This is a genomic window from Arthrobacter sp. MDT2-34-1, from assembly GCF_059091365.1.
Genome location: NZ_JBNHGO010000002.1, coordinates 178,432 through 193,631, shown reverse-complemented (window position 1 = coordinate 193,631; position 15,200 = coordinate 178,432). Strand labels below are relative to the sequence as shown.

Below are 15,200 nucleotides of genomic sequence, written 5' to 3'. Positions count from 1 at the left end.
CCGGCCTCCGGTCGGGGCCCTCTGCCGTGCTCCCGGGCCGGACGTTCCGGAGCGGGATGCGAAGGCGGTGCCGGCATGAGAGGTCCGCTGGGACCGGGCCGGGCGGGGCGTTGGGGGACGAGCATGCCGCCTGGGCCCGCCAGGGGGCAGCACACGCGGCGGGGACACCCGGCTTGGGCGCAGCGGGCGGCGCCCTGAGGCCAGTGGGCAAACACGAAGGCGGCGCCCGCCCCTGGGGACAGGCGCCGCCGTCGCGGTGCGGCTGGGTCTCAGGCCGTGTCCGCGAGCGTGCCAAGGTAGAGCTGGATGACCTTCGGATCCTTCAGCAGCTCACGGCCGGTTCCGGTGTAGGCGTCCTTGCCCTGGTCCAGGACGTAACCGCGGTCGCAGATCTGCAGGCAGCGGCGCGCGTTCTGTTCCACCATGATCACGGAAACACCGGCCCGGTTAATTTCGTGCACCCGCAGGAACGTCTCGTCCTGCTTGACCGGAGAGAGGCCGGCGGAAGGCTCGTCCAGGAGCAGCACCGCCGGGTCCATCATCAGGGCCCGCCCCATCGCCACCATTTGGCGTTCACCGCCGGAGAGCGAGCCCGCCCGCTGCGCGCGCCGCTTGGCCAGTTCCGGGAAGATACCCGCCACGAAATCGAAGCGTTTCCTGAAGTCCTTGGGCCGTTGGAACATGCCCATTTCCATGTTTTCTTCGATGGTCAGCGTCGAGAAGACGTTGTTGTTCTGCGGGACAAACCCGATGCCGCGGCTGACGAGCTTGTTCGCTTTCAGCCCGGTCAGGTCCTGGCCGCGCACCACTACGGTGCCGGAATGGACCTTGACCAGGCCGAACATCGCCTTGAGCAGGGTTGACTTGCCGGCACCGTTCGGGCCGATGATGCCGATCAATTCGCCCTGGCGGGCCTCGATGCTGCAGCCGTTGAGGATATTGACGCCGGGCAGATAGCCGGCCACCAAATCCGTCACGGTGACCACCGGTTCCCCCGGCGCCACGGCTTGCGGGGTCGTTTCCATGCGGCGCGCATTCATGGCCGGTCCTTCCTTCTGGTTCCGCGGTCGGCGTTGCCTGCTTCTTCCGCGCTGGAATCCTGCTCGCTGATGTGGCGGCCCAGGACGCCCTCGGCATCCGTGCCCACGACCGACTCCGCGTCCTGCGCCAGCTCTTCCTCCAGCGCTTCGACGCCTTCGGCGTCGCCCAGGTCGACGTCGTGATGGGCGCCCAGGTACGCGTCGATCACAGCGGGATCCTTCATGACGACGCCGGGCGGACCTTCCGCCACGATCCGGCCTTCGGCCATGACCACCACCCAGTCGGCAATGTGGCGGACCATGTGCATGTCGTGTTCGACGAACAGCACGGTCATGCCCTCGGCCTTCAGGTTTCTGACATGCTCCAGCAGCGACTGCGTCAGGGCGGGATTGACGCCGGCCATCGGCTCATCGAGCATGACCAGCTTGGGCCGGACCATCAGGGCGCGGGCCATTTCCAGCAGCTTGCGCTGGCCACCCGAGAGCGATGCTGCGTAGTCGTCCCGTTTGGTGTCGAGCTTGAACTTGGCCAGCAAGACGTCGGCCTGATCCGTGATCTCCCGTTCCTTGGGCCCCCAGATGTTCTTGAAGAGGGCCTTGAAGAGGTTCTCGCCGGACTGCCCGGTGGCACCCAGGCGCATGTTCTCCATGACGGAGAGCTTTCCCATAACCTTGGTCAACTGGAATGTGCGCACCATGCCCATGCGGGCCACCTTGTAGGACGGCACACCGGCGAGGGAATGCCCCTCGAAGGACCACTCGCCGCTCTGGGGGATATCGAACCCGGTGAGCAAATTGAACAGGGTGGTCTTGCCCGCCCCGTTGGGTCCGATCAGCGCCGTAATTTGGTGCCGCGGGATCTCGAGATATTCCACGTCCACGGCGTTGACGCCGCCGAATTGCCGGGTCACGTTTTTGGCAACGAGGATGGGATCCCGTTTCCGGCAGCCCGGGCCCGGTTCGTCGGCAGCAATGGGACGCGTGTCCGTCATGTAGTCCGTGACCGGCTGGTCTGCCTGTTCCGGGACGGCGGTGGCCCCGGCAGCGGTGGTGCGGTCTTGTTCGCTCATGTGAATGCCAGTTCTTTCTTATTGCCCAGCACGCCTTGGGGCCTGAAGATCATCAGCAGCATCAAGGCGATGCCAACCAGGATGTAGCGGAGCTGTCCTGCCTGCGTGGTTGTCAGGAAGGTGATGTAGTCCGCCTCGATGGCACCGTAGAGCAGTCCCTGGGTCAGCGAGAGGACTACCCAGAAGAGCATGGCGCCGATAACCGGGCCGAGGACGGTGGCCATGCCGCCCAGCAGCACGCAGGTCCAGAGGAAAAACGTCAGCTCCGTCTGGTAGTTGGCTGGTTGCACCGCTCCGCGGGGAAGCGTGAACACCATGCCGGCCATTGTTCCGAACAGGCCGCCGATGATGAGGGCCTGCATCTTGTACGAGTACACGTTCTTGCCCAAGGCCCGCACCGCGTTCTCGTCCTCGCGGATGCCTTTCAGGATCCGGCCCCACGGGCTGCGCATCAGCAGGAAGACCAGCAGGCAGCAGATCACCACCAAACCCCAGCCGACGACGCGGATCCAGAGGCCGCGTTCGTTCAGGGTCACCAGGCCGAAATTGTAGGCGCCCTGCGGGAACGGGTTCAGGGCGAAGAACCCGCCTTCGAAGGCAGCCAGGCCGTTGGCCGAACCGGTGATGTCCGTCAGGTCGTTGGTGGTGACCACGTACCGGATGATCTCCGCCGCGGCGATCGTAACGATGGCCAGATAATCCGCCCGGAGCCGAAGCGTGGGGATGCCCAGCAGAAGCGCAAAGATCACCGAGCCGATCAGGGCTATCAAGACGCCGACGAAGAACGGCACGCCCCATTCGAGCGTGGGGATGGCGAAGCCGTAGGCACCGATAGCCATGAAACCGGCTTGGCCGAAGTTCAGCAGGCCGGAATAGCCGAAGTGGACGGCCAGCCCGAGTGCCGCCAGGGCGTAGGCGGCCGTCGTCGGGCTGATGATTTCGCCCAGGGCGTTGGTGAATATATTCAGGAAATCCATGGTGTTGCCTCCTAACCCACGCGCTCTCGACGGCCCAGGATGCCCTGTGGCCGGAACAGCAGGACGACGATCATGATCAGCAGGGCGCCCACGTATTTCAGGTCCGCTTCCAGCCAGAGCGTCGACAGTTCGACGAACATGCCGACGATCACCGAGCCGACCAGGGCGCCGAACACGGTGCCCAGGCCGCCGAGGATGACGCCGGCAAAGACGAGCAGCAGGATCTGCTGGCCCATGTTGAACGTGACACCGGGTCGGTAATACGCCCAGAGGATGCCGCCCAGCGCGGCCAGCACCCCGCCGACCGTCCAGACGATGCGGATGACGCCGTCAACATCGATACCGGAGGCCGCCGCCAGCGCGGGATTGTCCGCGACCGCCCGGGTGGCCTTGCCCAGCCGGGTCTTCAGCAACAGCATGGCAATCAGGATGATCACTATCAGGCTGACGATCAACGAGAGCAGCGTGTTGCGGCTGATCGAAATCTCGCCGAATTCCAGGATGGGGCTTCGGGCCTGCGGCAGCTGCTGCGTGGCGCCGCCGAAGTTGAACTGGATGACATAGCGGGCAGCCAGGGCCAGGCCGATGCTGATGATCATCATGGGGATCAGCCCGGTACCCCGATGACGCAGCGGCTTCCACAGCCAGGCATCCTGTGCCCAGCCGAACGCGCCGCCCAGGACAATGGCCAACAGCATGGCCAGCCACACCGGAAGGCCGACAAGCGCGAAGCCGAACATCAGCACCGCGCCGGCGGTGACCATCTCGCCGTGCGCGAAGTTGGTGAGTCCGGTGGTGCCGTAGATAAGGGACAACCCCACCGAGGCCAGGGCCAGCAGCAGGCCGAAGCTCAGGCCCGCAATGAGACGCTCGACGAAGATCTCCCCGAAACCGGCGCCCTGGAGCACAATGCCTTCACCGAGCGGAAAGATGGCCGCGGCATTGGAAGTGTTCGTGAAGGTGACTTTCCGCGGATTCGGCGTGCCTTCGGCGAGCTCTACTCCCTCCGGGAAGGTCGAGACGTCCACTTCGACTTGGTATGTGCCACGTTTCGGGACACCGATCGACCAGGACCCGTTTTCGCCGGTGGTCGCCTCGCCGGTGAATCCTTCGCCCGTCGCCGTGATCCGGACCCCCACGACGGGGCCGTCGGCATTGCGCAGGACGCCGCTGATCGTGTCGCGGAAGGGTTCCGCCGGCGCGGTCCCCGTCGTCGTCGCGCCGGGCGTGGGTTCAGGTGAGGTGGTCGAAGCCAGTGAGGGTGGCGCGGACAAGATAATGCCCGCGATGATCGCCAGTAAGGCGAGCAATGTCCCCAATGGCCGAACGAGCTTCGGCATCGCGATCAAGATATGAACCTCCACAGTGGGGGGTGCGGTCCGCCGGATCACCGGCAGGCGCTGACAGCGTCTGTGACGGAAATCACGGACGTGTCGTTTATGTTACCTGCGTCACGGGCGGCGGGAAGGTGCGTTCTGTCGCGATCAGGTAACAACTGTGAAGCCGTCGTTTAGCATCGATGAAACGTATCGACCTCAGGGAACAGGCGGGCTACCGGATGCCGGCAACCCCGCGGAAAACCAGAGGGGTCCCTGCGGGAAGCTTCAGGCAGGGCGCCCGGGAACGGCAGGAAGGGCCCGAATTTACAGGCAGAGATCTACAGGTAGAGCCCCGTGCCGCTGTCCGCTTCCTCGGGCTGGGAGACGGCATGGACGTCGCGCTCGCGGAGCAGGGTGTAGTCGGCGGCGTTGACTTCGACTTCCGCGCGGTCCTCGGGGTCGAAGAGCACGCGATCGCCGACCGCTACCTGGCGCACGTGCGGGCCGGCGGCGACTACCTCGGCCCACGCGAGGCGCTTGCCCATGACGGCGGTGGCCGGAATGACGATTCCCGAGGACGAACGGCGCTCGCTGCCGTCCTGGTCCGGAGCCACGAGGATGCGGTCATGAAGCATGCGCAGGGGCAGCTTGGCGCGGGCGGAGGAGCGGGGCGCGTTGGAAGGACTGCGGGACGTCACTCCAGCATTCTACCCGGGCAGGCGGGCCCGGCCGCGGGGCTGCAGGCGCGTCGGCCGCGATGCTGCCGCAGGGCGGCGCTGCTGCCGACGCAGGTTACTGCCCAGGAAGGCCGCCGGAGGGCGGCGCCGGGGCCCGACCCGGGTTCACCGGCCGGTCAAGGAATTTTCTGCCGTGTTGTTCGTTGGGATTGGTAGTCTAAGCAATAGCTCGCCCCCTGACGATGGAGGACAACAAGATGGCAATCGGAGGAAATCCGGTTTTCAACAACCCGAAGGCGTTCCGCGGCTCGCCCGCGGGCCCTGCCGGAGCCGGCTCCGCCGTGCTCGCCGGCCAGACCCAGCTTTCCAGCCAGCAGCTGCAGGATCTGTACAACCAGCCGTCGGCGGGCCCCGCCCAGACCGGCCGGATGACCTATGACGACGTCATCCTCAAGACCCTTGCCTGCCTGTCCCTGGTAGTCGTCGGCGGTGCGATCGGCTGGATGTTCCCGATCCTGCTGATTCCGGGCATGATCGCCGGCCTGGTGCTCGGGCTGGTCAACGCCTTCAAGCGGGAACCGTCCAAGGGCCTTATCCTGGCCTACGCCGCCGCCGAGGGCCTGTTCGTCGGCGCCCTGTCCATGGTCATCGACTCCATGTACCCCGGCGTGGCCCCGCAGGCCGTGCTGGGCACCGTGTGCGTCTTCGCCGTCACGCTGGCCCTGTTCAAGAGCGGCAAGGTGCGCGCCACCCCCAAGGCCATGCGCTTCTTCATGATCGCGCTGATCGGCTACGCGCTCTTCTCCTTGGTCAACCTGGGCCTGATGTGGTTCGGCGTGCTGGACAACCAGTGGGGCATGCGCGGCGTTGAGATCATGGGCATCCCGCTGGGTGTCATCATCGGCCTGCTGGCCATCGGCCTGGCCGCGTTCTCCCTGATCGTCGACTTCACCTCGATCGAGCAGGGCGTCCGGCAGGGCGTGGACCGCAAGTACTCCTGGACCGCCGCCTTCGGCCTGACCGTGACCCTGGTCTGGCTCTATGTGGAAATCCTCCGCCTGCTCGCCATCCTCCGCGGCGACGAGTAACTAGCGGTTCTCCTGACCAAGCAACCGACCCCGGCCCCTGCGCCGGGGTCGGCTGTTTAAGCGGCGACCCGCTACGGTGGAACCATGACGGGCCAGCGCAGCCGGGCAGCGACCGGCGAGCAGTTTGAACTGCGGCGCGCCGGGTCGCGGGCCGTGGTTACCGAACTGGCGGGCTGCCTCCGGCTCTTCGAAAAACAGGGCGTGCAGCTGACCGAGACCTTCGGCGACGACCGCATCCCACCCTCGGCCTCGGGCATCCTGCTGGCGCCCTGGCCCAACCGGGTGGACGGAGGCCGTTGGGAACTCGACGGCGCCGTACAGCAACTGGACATCACCGAACCGAGCCGCGGCCACGCCATCCACGGGCTGCTCCGCAACACCGGCTACCGGCTGGTCGACCGCAGCGGGTCAGCGGTAGTGCTGCAGGCAGAGATCTTCCCCCAGCACGGCTACCCCTTCCGGCTCAGCCACGTTGCCGAATACTCCCTGGACCAGGCCGGCGACCTGACCGTCCGGCAGGAACTGCAAAACCTGTCCGCGGCCGCCGCACCTGTCGCACTGGGCGCGCATCCCTTCATCCGGCTCGGAGACGAACCCGCCGACCGGCTGACCTTGACCGTGCCGGCGGCGCGGTACTTTCCGACGGACCGGCACACCATGATTCCGACGGCCGATGTGCCGGTCACCGGCCAGTGCGACCTGCGCGGCGGAAGCCGGCTGGCGGAGCTGGACCTCGATCACGGCTACACCGCCCTGTCCGCCGGCCCGGGCGGCCGCGCCGTGACCACCCTCGCCTCGGAGAGTGGGTCGGCGGTCGCGTTGTGGCAGGATGAAACCTTCCCCTACGTCCATATCCTCGTGACCACAAAATATCCGGGCCGGGACCGCGCCGTCGCGGTGGAACCGATGACGGCACCCGCCAACAGCTTCAATTCCGGCTGGGGGCTTCAATGGCTGGAGCCCGGTGCAACGGTCGGCGGGAGCTGGGGCATTACGGCGCAGCTTCACTGAACGCACGGCTGGGTCACAGTATGAAACTATTGGGTGTATGAACCGGTCCTTCCCCGAAAACCGTCCGCTGCCGGCCGGACGTTTGGCCGGAGTTGACGGCCAACACCACGTCCGCGAGGACGTTCCCTATGCGCTGCGGATCAGTGCGGCCTGGGCGTGGCGGGTGGGGTTGATCCTGGTGGTGGGCGGACTGCTGGTCTGGCTGCTCAGTTTCGTCTCGCTGCTGATCATCCCGTTGATGGTCGCGGCCCTGATCGCCGCCTTGATTTCCCCCGTCGTCCGGTTCCTGCTCAAGGCCAAGGTTCCCAAGAGCCTGGCTGTCGTCATCACCATCCTGGGCTTCCTGGGGCTGATTGGCGGGGCGCTCTCCCTGGTCGGCCGGCAGCTCTACATCGGCTTCAGCGAGCTGTGGGACCAGGTGATGCAAGGCATCGGCCAGGTCCAGGGCTGGCTGACGGACGGGCCGCTCCGCCTGACCAACGAACAACTCAACGACTACCTGAACGAAGGCCTGGACCAGCTGCAGAACAACAGCAGCGCGATCTTCTCCAGCGCCCTGAGCGTCGGGTCCACCGCCGGGCACCTGGTCACCGGACTGCTGCTGACCATCTTCGCGCTGATTTTCTTCCTCTACGACGGCGACCGGATCTGGCGTTTCATGGTCGGCCTGCTGCCCAAGAAGGCGAGGGCGGCCGGCTATGGCGCCGGCCGCCAGGGGTGGACCTCCATGGTCCACTACATCCGGGTCCAGATGTTCGTCGCTTTCGTCGACGCCGTCGGCATCGGCGCGGGCGCGGCCATCATCGGCGTGCCACTGGCACTTCCGCTGGGCGTCCTGGTATTCCTTGGCTCCTTCGTCCCGATCGTCGGCGCCCTGCTCACCGGGTTCGTCGCCGTCCTCCTGGCGCTGGTGGCCAACGGCTGGGTCAACGCGCTGATCATGCTCGCCATCGTGCTGGGGGTTCAGCAGCTGGAGGGCCACGTGCTCCAGCCGCTGATCATGGGCAAGGCAGTCTCGCTGCATCCCCTGGCCGTCGTGCTGGCCGTGGCCGGCGGCTCGATGGTCGCGGGCGTCGCCGGCGCACTCTTTGCCGTCCCCCTACTGGCGATCCTCAACGCGGTCGTGAAGTACATCGCCGCCCGCGGGTGGGAAACCGACCCGGCCCTGGGCGCGCCGCCACCGGTGGAAGAACCCTACCGGGCACCGGAACCGGCACTGGCTTCGCCGGGTCCCGGAAATCCGCCCGAGCCCTCAGACCGGGAACCCTCCCGCCGACGCCGCGTCCTGCTGCACAGAAAAGAGACCGACAAGTGACAGTCACCGCCCAGCTTCCCGTCACGCTCGACGATATCCAGGCCGCCCGGAAAACCCTCGACGGCATCATCGCCAAGACGCCGATCGAACAATCCCGCGCCCTGGGCCGGATGGTCGGCTCCGACGTGTTCTTCAAATGCGAGAACCTGCAGCGGGCCGGGTCGTTCAAGGTCCGGGGTGCCTACGTGCGGATGGCCGGGCTGTCCGATGCGGAGAAGGCACGCGGCGTCGTGGCTGCCTCCGCCGGCAACCACGCGCAAGGCGTGGCGGTGGCGGCGGCCCGCCTGGGCATCAAGGCCCGCATTTTCATGCCGCTCGGCGTCGCCCTGCCGAAGCTGGCGGCCACCCGGGGCCACGGCGCCGAAGTCGTGTTGCACGGCCACAATGTGGACGAGGCACTCGCCGAGGCGCAGCGCTACGCGGACGAGACCGGAGCGGTCTTCGTGCATCCGTTCGACAACCCGGACATCATCGCCGGGCAGGGCACGCTGGGGCTCGAGATCCTGGAGCAGGTCCCCAACGTCGAGACCATCGTCATGGGCGTCGGCGGCGGGGGACTGCTGGCCGGCGTCGCCACGGCCGTCAAGGCCAGGGCGAAGGAGTTGGGGCGCGAGATCAGGGTGATCGGCGTGCAGGCGGAGAATGCGGCCGCCTACCCTCCCTCCCTGGCCGCCGATGCGCTGGTGCCGCTGCAGAAGGTCTCCACCATGGCCGACGGCATCGCCGTCGGCCGCCCCGGGCAGTTGCCGTTCTCCATCATCCGTGAACTGGTCGACGACGTGGTCACGGTCAGCGAGGACGCCCTGGCCCGCGCACTGATCTTCCTGGTCGAACGGTCCAAGCTGGTGGTCGAACCCGCCGGTGCCGTCGGCGTCGCCGCGCTCATGGAGGGTGTCATCCCGGACCCGGGCACCACGGCGGTGATCCTCTCCGGCGGAAACATAGATCCCATGCTGATGCTGAAGGTGATCCAGCGGGGCCTGTACGCTTCCGGCCGGTTCATGTCCGTGCGGATCATGCTCGACGACCGACCCGGCTCGCTGGCCACGATCTCCCGCATCATCGCCGAATCGGACGCCAACGTCACGCGCGTGGACCATACCCGCATCGGCGGGTCCATCAGCATGGGCGATGTTGCCATCACCATCGACATCGAGACAAAGGGCCACGAGCATTGCGAACTGGTGCTCGGCAGCCTCCGCGCCGCCGGCTTCCAGCCCATCGTCGTCCACTGACCGTGGCCGTCGGAAGCCGTGGACTGCGCCCCGCCCCGGCGCTGGCCGGTGCCGGGGCACTGGCGGCACTGCTCTGGGTGGTCTTCCTGGTCAACGTCTTCGCCGGCGGGTACTTCAGCCTGCTGCTGGGCATCGCGCCACGGCGGCTCGACGGGCTTGACGGTGTGGTGTTCGCGCCGCTGCTGCACGCCGACACCGGCCACCTGTTGAGCAACACGGTCCCGCTGCTGGTACTCGCGTTTCTGACGCTGCTGGAAGGAATCCGGCGGTTTTGCGTGGTGCTCGCCTGCAGCTGGCTGGCCTCCGGGCTAGGGGTCTGGCTGACCGGTGCGGGCCTGACCATCGGCGCCTCGGGACTGGTCTTCGGGCTGTTGGCCTACTTGTTGGTGCGTGGCTTCTACAATCACAGCTGGCGCCAGATTCTGCTGGCCGTGGTCATCTTTCTTTTCTATGGTTCGGTGTTGTGGGGAGTCCTGCCGACGGCGTTGCCCGGGATCTCCTGGCAGGCGCACCTGTTCGGGGCGGCCGGGGGAGTCGTCGCCGCCGTGCTGCTGCGCCGCAGGCGGGGCCTGCGCTGAACCCGTTCCCGGCGTGCGCGGGCCGACGCCTGCTGCCGCATACGCCGAAGGCGGGCTCCCGCAGGAGCCCGCCTTCGACGATGATGGTGCGTAATCAGCCGGCGTAAGGCTTGGCGGAAATGATCTCCACACTGATCTGCTTGCCGTTAGGCGCGGCATAGGTGGTGGATTCTCCCGCCCGCAGGCCGTGGATGGCCGCACCCAGCGGAGACTTTTCGCTGTACACGTCCAGTTCGGATTCGCCGGCGACCTCGCGGCTGCCCAACAGGAAGCGCTCGGTGTCGCCTGCGATTTTCGCTTCGATGACCATGCCCGGCTCCACGATGCCGTCGTCGGCGGGTGCCTCGCCCACGTGGGCGTTGCGCAGCAAGTCGGTGAGCTGACGGATCCGGGCCTCGGCCTTGCCCTGTTCTTCCTTGGCGGCGTGGTAACCGCCGTTTTCCTTGAGATCCCCCTCCGAGCGGGCCTGTTCGATGCGGTCGACAATCTCTGCCCGGCCGGGGCCCGAAAGGTGATCCAGTTCAGCCTTCAGGCGGTCGTAGGCTTCCTGAGTGAGCCAGGCGACGGGTGCGCTGGAAGTGGACACGTAGTTCTCCTTAATTGCTGCCGGTACCGCTGGAGGCGGGCCGGCACGGTGGCTCTTTGCACAAAAGGCCGCCAAGGTGGCGGCCACTCCATGCAAAGACCCCGCCGTGAAGGTGAATCATTCGTTCTGGGAGTTTCCCAGTTCACCGGGGGGCGGGGCAATGTATTTGCTCAATTGTAGTCAGCCGCCGCCGGTTTTCCCAATAACCCGATGGCAAAAGAACCGCGGCAGCCTGGAAAGGCACGCCGCGGGTGCGCCCGGCGGGAGGGTCAGCCGCCGGTGCCGGCGGGCCAGCAGCTGTCCACGCCGCCGGAAACGGCCAGGGATTCGGTCCGGAGCTGGACGCGGTGCGCCGTGGTCTGGGCGGCAGCCCCTTCGGCGGCGGGCCCGATCGTGGCGACCTTCCAGCCGACGACGGCGTAGTTCTCACTGAGGGCCTGAACGGCGCACTGGACGGTGGCCTCGGGATCCTTGGTGACTTGGAAGTCCACGGTGATGTGGCCGGCGTCGGCCACGGCAAAGCCAACGTCCTTGCTCTCGATCTGCGGCCCGTCCTGGCCCAGGGCAAAGAAACCGGCGCCGATGATGGCCACGCCCAAAGCCCCGCCGGCCAGTGCCAGTTTGCTGCGGCGGGACAGCGTCCGCCGCGGTGTGCCGTAACGTTCGGAAACCGTTAAGCTGGGGGGAGTCTGAGGGGTTCGGGGGCCGGAGGTGCTCACGCCCTCAAGTTTAGCTTCCCACCCACCCACGCAAGATTTCCCAGGAGCAGCCACGTGAGCTTCGATGCAGCCCAGCCGGCGCAGAGTGAGGGACTGCGCCTGCTGGCGGTCCACGCCCATCCGGACGACGAATCCAGCAAGGGCGCCGCGTCCATGGCGCGTTATGCCGCCGAAGGCGTCCAGGTGCTCGTCGCCACCTGCACCGGCGGTGAACGCGGAGACATCCTCAACGCGGAGGCCGCGTCCGATCCGCAGGCGCACCGGGACCTGGCCGGTTTGCGGCGGGTGGAGATGGCCCGGGCGGCGGCGGAGCTGGGCGTGCAGCATCGCTGGCTGGGGTTCGCAGATTCGGGCCTGCCGGAAGGGGATCCGCTGCCGCCGCTGCCGTTCGGCAGCTTCGCCACCCAGCCCCTCGAGCGGGCGGCGGCTCCGCTGGTGAGGCTGGTCCGCGAGTTCCGCCCGCATGTGGTGATCAGCTACGACGAGAACGGCGGCTACCCGCACCCGGACCACATCATGGCCCACAAGGTGGCGGTGGAGGCCTACCACGCTGCCGGTGATCCGGAGCGCTACCCGGACGCGGGCAGTCCCTGGGAGCCGCTCAAGCTTTACTATGACCGCGCGTTCAACCCGGAACGGTTCCGGGCACTGCACTACGCCCTGGAGGAAGCCGGGCTGCAGTCGCCCTACGCCGCACGCCTCGCGGCGTGGCTGGAGGCCGACGCCGAGGGGCATCAGCCGCCGATGCCGAACCACCGCACCACCACGCAGATCGACTGCGGCGACTTTTTCCGCCACCGCGACCGCGCGCTGCTGGCGCATCGAACCCAGGTGGAGCCCACCGGGTTCTTCTTCGCGGTCTCCGAGGAGATGCAGCGGACCGTCTGGCCGTGGGAGGATTTCTCGCTGATCCACGCCCGGGTGGAGACCAGCGTGCCGGAAACGGATTTTTTTGCGGGCATAAGATAGACCTTGCAGCCAACCAGCACCGGAGCCGAATTTTCCGGGACGCAGCCAGAAAGAGACTGAAACTTGCCCCTGATCCAGATCCTTGCCGCCGTCGCCGCCGGTGCCGGCGAACCCAGTCTCCGGCCCGGCCTGGACGCTGACCAGGTTTCGCCCGGCCCCTGGGGCTTTTTCTTCACCTTTGGCCTCGCGGCCGTGGTGGTTTTCCTGATCTGGGACATGAGCCGGCGCATCCGGCGGGTGCGCTACCGCGCCCAGGTGGAGGAGAGCGGCGGCCAGGATTCGCCCGCGGCCGGGCCTGACGCGTCCGGGCAGGCAGGCCCGGCCGGCGGGGGCGCGGGCGGGTACGCCGACGGCGGCGGCACCGAAACGGGGAGCACGAACGAACGCAGCGGCCGCTCGGGCCGCCCGGACCGCCGGGAGTAACCATGGCCGGCAGACTGCGCTCGGAGGCTTCGGCCTACTTGCGCCAGCATGCCGGGAACCCGGTGGACTGGTGGCCGTTCGGTGACCAGGCCTTTGAACAGGCCCGTCTGCGCGACGTGCCTGTTTTCGTTTCGGTCGGCTATGCGGCGTGCCACTGGTGCCATGTGATGGCCGGTGAGTCCTTCGAGGACGAGGCCACGGCCCGGTACCTGAACGAGCATTTCATTCCGGTCAAGGTGGACCGGGAGGAACGCCCGGACGTGGACAACGTCTACATGGCGGCCACGCAGCTGATGACCGGCCAGGGCGGCTGGCCGATGAGCGTCTTTACCCTGCCCGACGGCCGGGCCTTCTACGCCGGCACCTACTTCCCGCCGCGGCCGCTGCCGAACCAGCCATCCTTCCGCCAGGTGCTCCAGGCGGTCCATCAAGCCTGGGAGCAGCGCCGGGACGCCGTTGAAACCACTGCCGCCTCGCTGGCCGAGGCCCTCGCGCAGGCGGGGGAAGCCAACCGTGAGCTCCTCGGGGACCTCACTCAGGGGTCCGACGACGCCGCCGATCGGTCCCACAATCCCGGGCAGGGACCCGTGCAGGTGTCCACGGGCGGCTGGGGTGCGGGCCGCCCGGTCCTCGAGCAGGCCGTCGAGGTCCTGGCGCGGCAGGAGGACACCGTCTTCGGAGGGTTTGGCGCGGCACCCAAATTTCCGCCGTCGGCCGTGCTGCACTTCCTGCTCCGGCATGCCGCGGCCTCGCGGTCCGACACGGCTGGCCAGGCCGCCGCGCTATCGTCCCGGACGCTGCAGGCCATGGCCGGGTCCGCGTTGTACGACCAGGTGGAGGGCGGCTTTGCCCGCTACGCGGTGGACCGTCAGTGGTCCGTGCCGCACTTCGAAAAAATGCTCTATGACAATGTCCAGCTGCTGCGCGTGTACGCCCAATGGGCCTTCCAGTCTTCGGTCGGGGCCGAGAGGGACCTGGGGCGCGCGGTCACGGCCGGCACGGCGGACTGGATGGTGGGCCGGCTGCGGTTGGCGCACGGCGGGTTTGCGTCCTCGCTCGACGCCGACACCGTCGTCGACGGTGTCCACCAGGAAGGCGCAACCTACCTGTGGTCCCCGGCAGAGCTGCGGGAGCTGCTCGGCGCCGACGACGGCGGCTGGGTTGCCTCCGTGATGGGCGTGCGCGAGCGGGGCAACGTCACCGCCACCGGCTCGACCTTGCACCCGGGACGACTGCTGGAACCGGACGAGCGGCAGCGGTGGGAAGGGCTGCGTCCGGTGCTGCTGGCCGCCCGGCAGGAACGGCCGCAGCCGGAGCGGGATGAAAAAGTCGTCGCCGGGTGGAACGGCCTGGCCGTGGCCGGGCTGGCCGAAGCCGGCGAGCTGCTGGGGCGGCCCGAGCTGACCGCCGCCGCGGTGGCCGCCGCGGACTACCTGCTGGCCGTGCACCTGGACGGCTCCGGCCGGCTTGCCCGGGTGTCGCACAACGGCACTGCCCAGCACTTCGAAGGCTTGCTGGAGGACTACGCCGGCTGCGCGGAGGGGCTGTTCTCGCTGTATGCGGCCACCGGGGAGCCCCGCTGGTATGCCGCCGCGGAAGCGCTGGTGCTGCGCGCGGAGGAGCTGTTCCTGGAGGCGGGACAGCTGAGCGACCAGGCGGCCCCCGCCGCCCAGGTGGCTGCAGCCGCCGGATCCGTTCCGCCCGCGGATCCGCTGGAGAGCGCCACTCCCAGCGGCACCGGCCTGTGGGCCGGCGCGTTGGCCACCTATGCCGCCTACAGCGGCTCCGCCCGGCACCGGGAGTTGGCGGGCCGGCTGCTGGGTTACCTGGAGCGGATTGCCGTGCGCGCACCCCGTGCCGCCGGGTGGGGCCTGGCCGCTGCGCAGGCACTGGCGGCGGGGCCGGTAGAGCTGGCGGTCACGGGGGCTCCGGGCGCGGCCGCCGAACTCATAGCCGCGGCGCGCGCAACCGGCAGCCCGGGCCTGGTTGTCGCGCGTACCGGAGAGGCCCGGCCGCCGGAGGGGACGCCGCCGCTGCTGGCTGATAAGCCCGCCCCGGCTGAAGGTGCGCTGGCTTACGTGTGCCGCGGGATGGTGTGCCGGCGGCCGGTGGCAACCGTCGACGGCCTGCTCGCCGAGCTGGGCGCGGGAGCAGGCTGAGTCCGGCACTTATTCCGGACGCCCGTGGTGAGAG

General features: G+C 67.9%; 15 protein-coding genes. 8 read left to right on the top strand and 7 right to left on the bottom strand.

The genetic code is table 11. The annotated features are described in order from the left end of the window. Window positions 1–269: 269 nt before the first annotated feature. The 5 genes from AC5RVV_RS11240 to AC5RVV_RS11220 form a co-directional block, all read right to left on the bottom strand. Window positions 270–1,040 carry an ABC transporter ATP-binding protein gene (locus AC5RVV_RS11240; protein ID WP_494001475.1) on the bottom strand — a complete coding sequence of 257 codons (771 nt, stop codon included), beginning with the start codon at window positions 1,038–1,040 and terminating at the stop codon, window positions 270–272. Further along, the gene (locus AC5RVV_RS11235) at window positions 1,037–2,032 is read right to left on the bottom strand and encodes an ABC transporter ATP-binding protein (protein WP_494001870.1); all 996 of its coding nucleotides are present in this window, start codon (window positions 2,030–2,032) and stop codon (window positions 1,037–1,039) included. Before AC5RVV_RS11235 ends, AC5RVV_RS11240 begins: the two co-directional genes overlap by 4 nt. A 74-nt stretch (window positions 2,033–2,106) precedes the next feature. Continuing rightward, a complete protein-coding gene (locus AC5RVV_RS11230; protein WP_494001474.1) occupies window positions 2,107–3,087 on the bottom strand; it encodes a branched-chain amino acid ABC transporter permease in 981 nt (326 codons plus the stop codon). An 11-nt stretch (window positions 3,088–3,098) separates the two neighbouring features. Next, window positions 3,099–4,427 carry a branched-chain amino acid ABC transporter permease gene (locus AC5RVV_RS11225; RefSeq protein ID WP_494001473.1) on the bottom strand — a complete coding sequence of 443 codons (1,329 nt, stop codon included), beginning with the start codon at window positions 4,425–4,427 and terminating at the stop codon, window positions 3,099–3,101. A 317-nt stretch (window positions 4,428–4,744) separates the two neighbouring features. After that, window positions 4,745–5,041 (bottom strand): GroES family chaperonin, encoded by a 297-nt coding sequence (locus AC5RVV_RS11220; RefSeq protein WP_494001869.1) that lies wholly within the window; start codon window positions 5,039–5,041, stop codon window positions 4,745–4,747. Between the two features lie 299 nt (window positions 5,042–5,340). Here AC5RVV_RS11220 and AC5RVV_RS11215 point away from each other — a divergent pair, with 299 nt between their 5' ends. The 5 genes from AC5RVV_RS11215 (at window position 5,341) to AC5RVV_RS11195 (ending at window position 10,310) form a co-directional block, all read left to right on the top strand. Then, the gene (locus tag AC5RVV_RS11215) at window positions 5,341–6,171 is read left to right on the top strand and encodes a Bax inhibitor-1/YccA family protein (RefSeq protein WP_493978622.1); all 831 of its coding nucleotides are present in this window, start codon (window positions 5,341–5,343) and stop codon (window positions 6,169–6,171) included. Window positions 6,172–6,255: 84 nt separating this feature from the next. After that, window positions 6,256–7,182 carry an aldose 1-epimerase family protein gene (locus tag AC5RVV_RS11210; protein WP_494001472.1) on the top strand — a complete coding sequence of 309 codons (927 nt, stop codon included), beginning with the start codon at window positions 6,256–6,258 and terminating at the stop codon, window positions 7,180–7,182. 37 nt (window positions 7,183–7,219) lie between these two features. Continuing rightward, the gene (locus AC5RVV_RS11205; RefSeq protein WP_494001471.1) at window positions 7,220–8,497 is read left to right on the top strand and encodes an AI-2E family transporter; all 1,278 of its coding nucleotides are present in this window, start codon (window positions 7,220–7,222) and stop codon (window positions 8,495–8,497) included. Then, complete coding sequence (ilvA, locus tag AC5RVV_RS11200) at window positions 8,494–9,732, top strand: threonine ammonia-lyase (RefSeq protein ID WP_494001470.1); 1,239 nt, start codon at window positions 8,494–8,496, stop codon at window positions 9,730–9,732. Before AC5RVV_RS11205 ends, ilvA begins: the two co-directional genes overlap by 4 nt. Window positions 9,733–9,734: 2 nt before the next feature. Further along, on the top strand, window positions 9,735–10,310 hold the full coding sequence (locus tag AC5RVV_RS11195; protein ID WP_494001469.1) for a rhomboid family intramembrane serine protease: 576 nt from the start codon (window positions 9,735–9,737) through the stop codon (window positions 10,308–10,310). Between the two features lie 94 nt (window positions 10,311–10,404). Here AC5RVV_RS11195 and greA read toward each other — a convergent pair whose 3' ends face one another. Continuing rightward, entirely contained in the window at window positions 10,405–10,896 is a 492-nt protein-coding gene (greA, locus tag AC5RVV_RS11190) for a transcription elongation factor GreA (RefSeq protein WP_494001468.1), read from the bottom strand. Between the two features lie 269 nt (window positions 10,897–11,165). Next, complete coding sequence (locus tag AC5RVV_RS11185) at window positions 11,166–11,615, bottom strand: DUF4307 domain-containing protein (RefSeq protein WP_494001467.1); 450 nt, start codon at window positions 11,613–11,615, stop codon at window positions 11,166–11,168. A 54-nt stretch (window positions 11,616–11,669) separates the two neighbouring features. Here AC5RVV_RS11185 and mca point away from each other — a divergent pair, with 54 nt between their 5' ends. From mca to AC5RVV_RS11170, 3 genes are all read left to right on the top strand, one after another. Further along, complete coding sequence (gene mca, locus AC5RVV_RS11180) at window positions 11,670–12,584, top strand: mycothiol conjugate amidase Mca (RefSeq protein ID WP_494001466.1); 915 nt, start codon at window positions 11,670–11,672, stop codon at window positions 12,582–12,584. Between the two features lie 63 nt (window positions 12,585–12,647). Further along, window positions 12,648–13,007: a hypothetical protein gene (locus AC5RVV_RS11175; RefSeq protein WP_494001465.1), complete on the top strand. Its 360-nt coding sequence runs from the start codon at window positions 12,648–12,650 to the stop codon at window positions 13,005–13,007. Between the two features lie 2 nt (window positions 13,008–13,009). After that, window positions 13,010–15,166, top strand: a complete 2,157-nt coding sequence (locus AC5RVV_RS11170; protein ID WP_494001464.1) for a thioredoxin domain-containing protein — start codon at window positions 13,010–13,012, stop codon at window positions 15,164–15,166. Window positions 15,167–15,200: the final 34 nt, after the last annotated feature.

Coding starts and splice junctions, on each gene's coding strand:
- AC5RVV_RS11220 (WP_494001869.1), bottom strand. CDS start 5,041: ATGCTTCATGACCGCATCCTCGTGGCTCCGGACCAGGACGGCAGCGAG.
- AC5RVV_RS11225 (WP_494001473.1), bottom strand. CDS start 4,427: ATGCCGAAGCTCGTTCGGCCATTGGGGACATTGCTCGCCTTACTGGCG.
- AC5RVV_RS11230 (WP_494001474.1), bottom strand. CDS start 3,087: ATGGATTTCCTGAATATATTCACCAACGCCCTGGGCGAAATCATCAGC.
- AC5RVV_RS11215 (WP_493978622.1), top strand. CDS start 5,341: ATGGCAATCGGAGGAAATCCGGTTTTCAACAACCCGAAGGCGTTCCGC.
- AC5RVV_RS11210 (WP_494001472.1), top strand. CDS start 6,256: ATGACGGGCCAGCGCAGCCGGGCAGCGACCGGCGAGCAGTTTGAACTG.
- AC5RVV_RS11235 (WP_494001870.1), bottom strand. CDS start 2,032: ATGACGGACACGCGTCCCATTGCTGCCGACGAACCGGGCCCGGGCTGC.
- AC5RVV_RS11205 (WP_494001471.1), top strand. CDS start 7,220: ATGAACCGGTCCTTCCCCGAAAACCGTCCGCTGCCGGCCGGACGTTTG.
- AC5RVV_RS11240 (WP_494001475.1), bottom strand. CDS start 1,040: ATGAATGCGCGCCGCATGGAAACGACCCCGCAAGCCGTGGCGCCGGGG.
- AC5RVV_RS11170 (WP_494001464.1), top strand. CDS start 13,010: ATGGCCGGCAGACTGCGCTCGGAGGCTTCGGCCTACTTGCGCCAGCAT.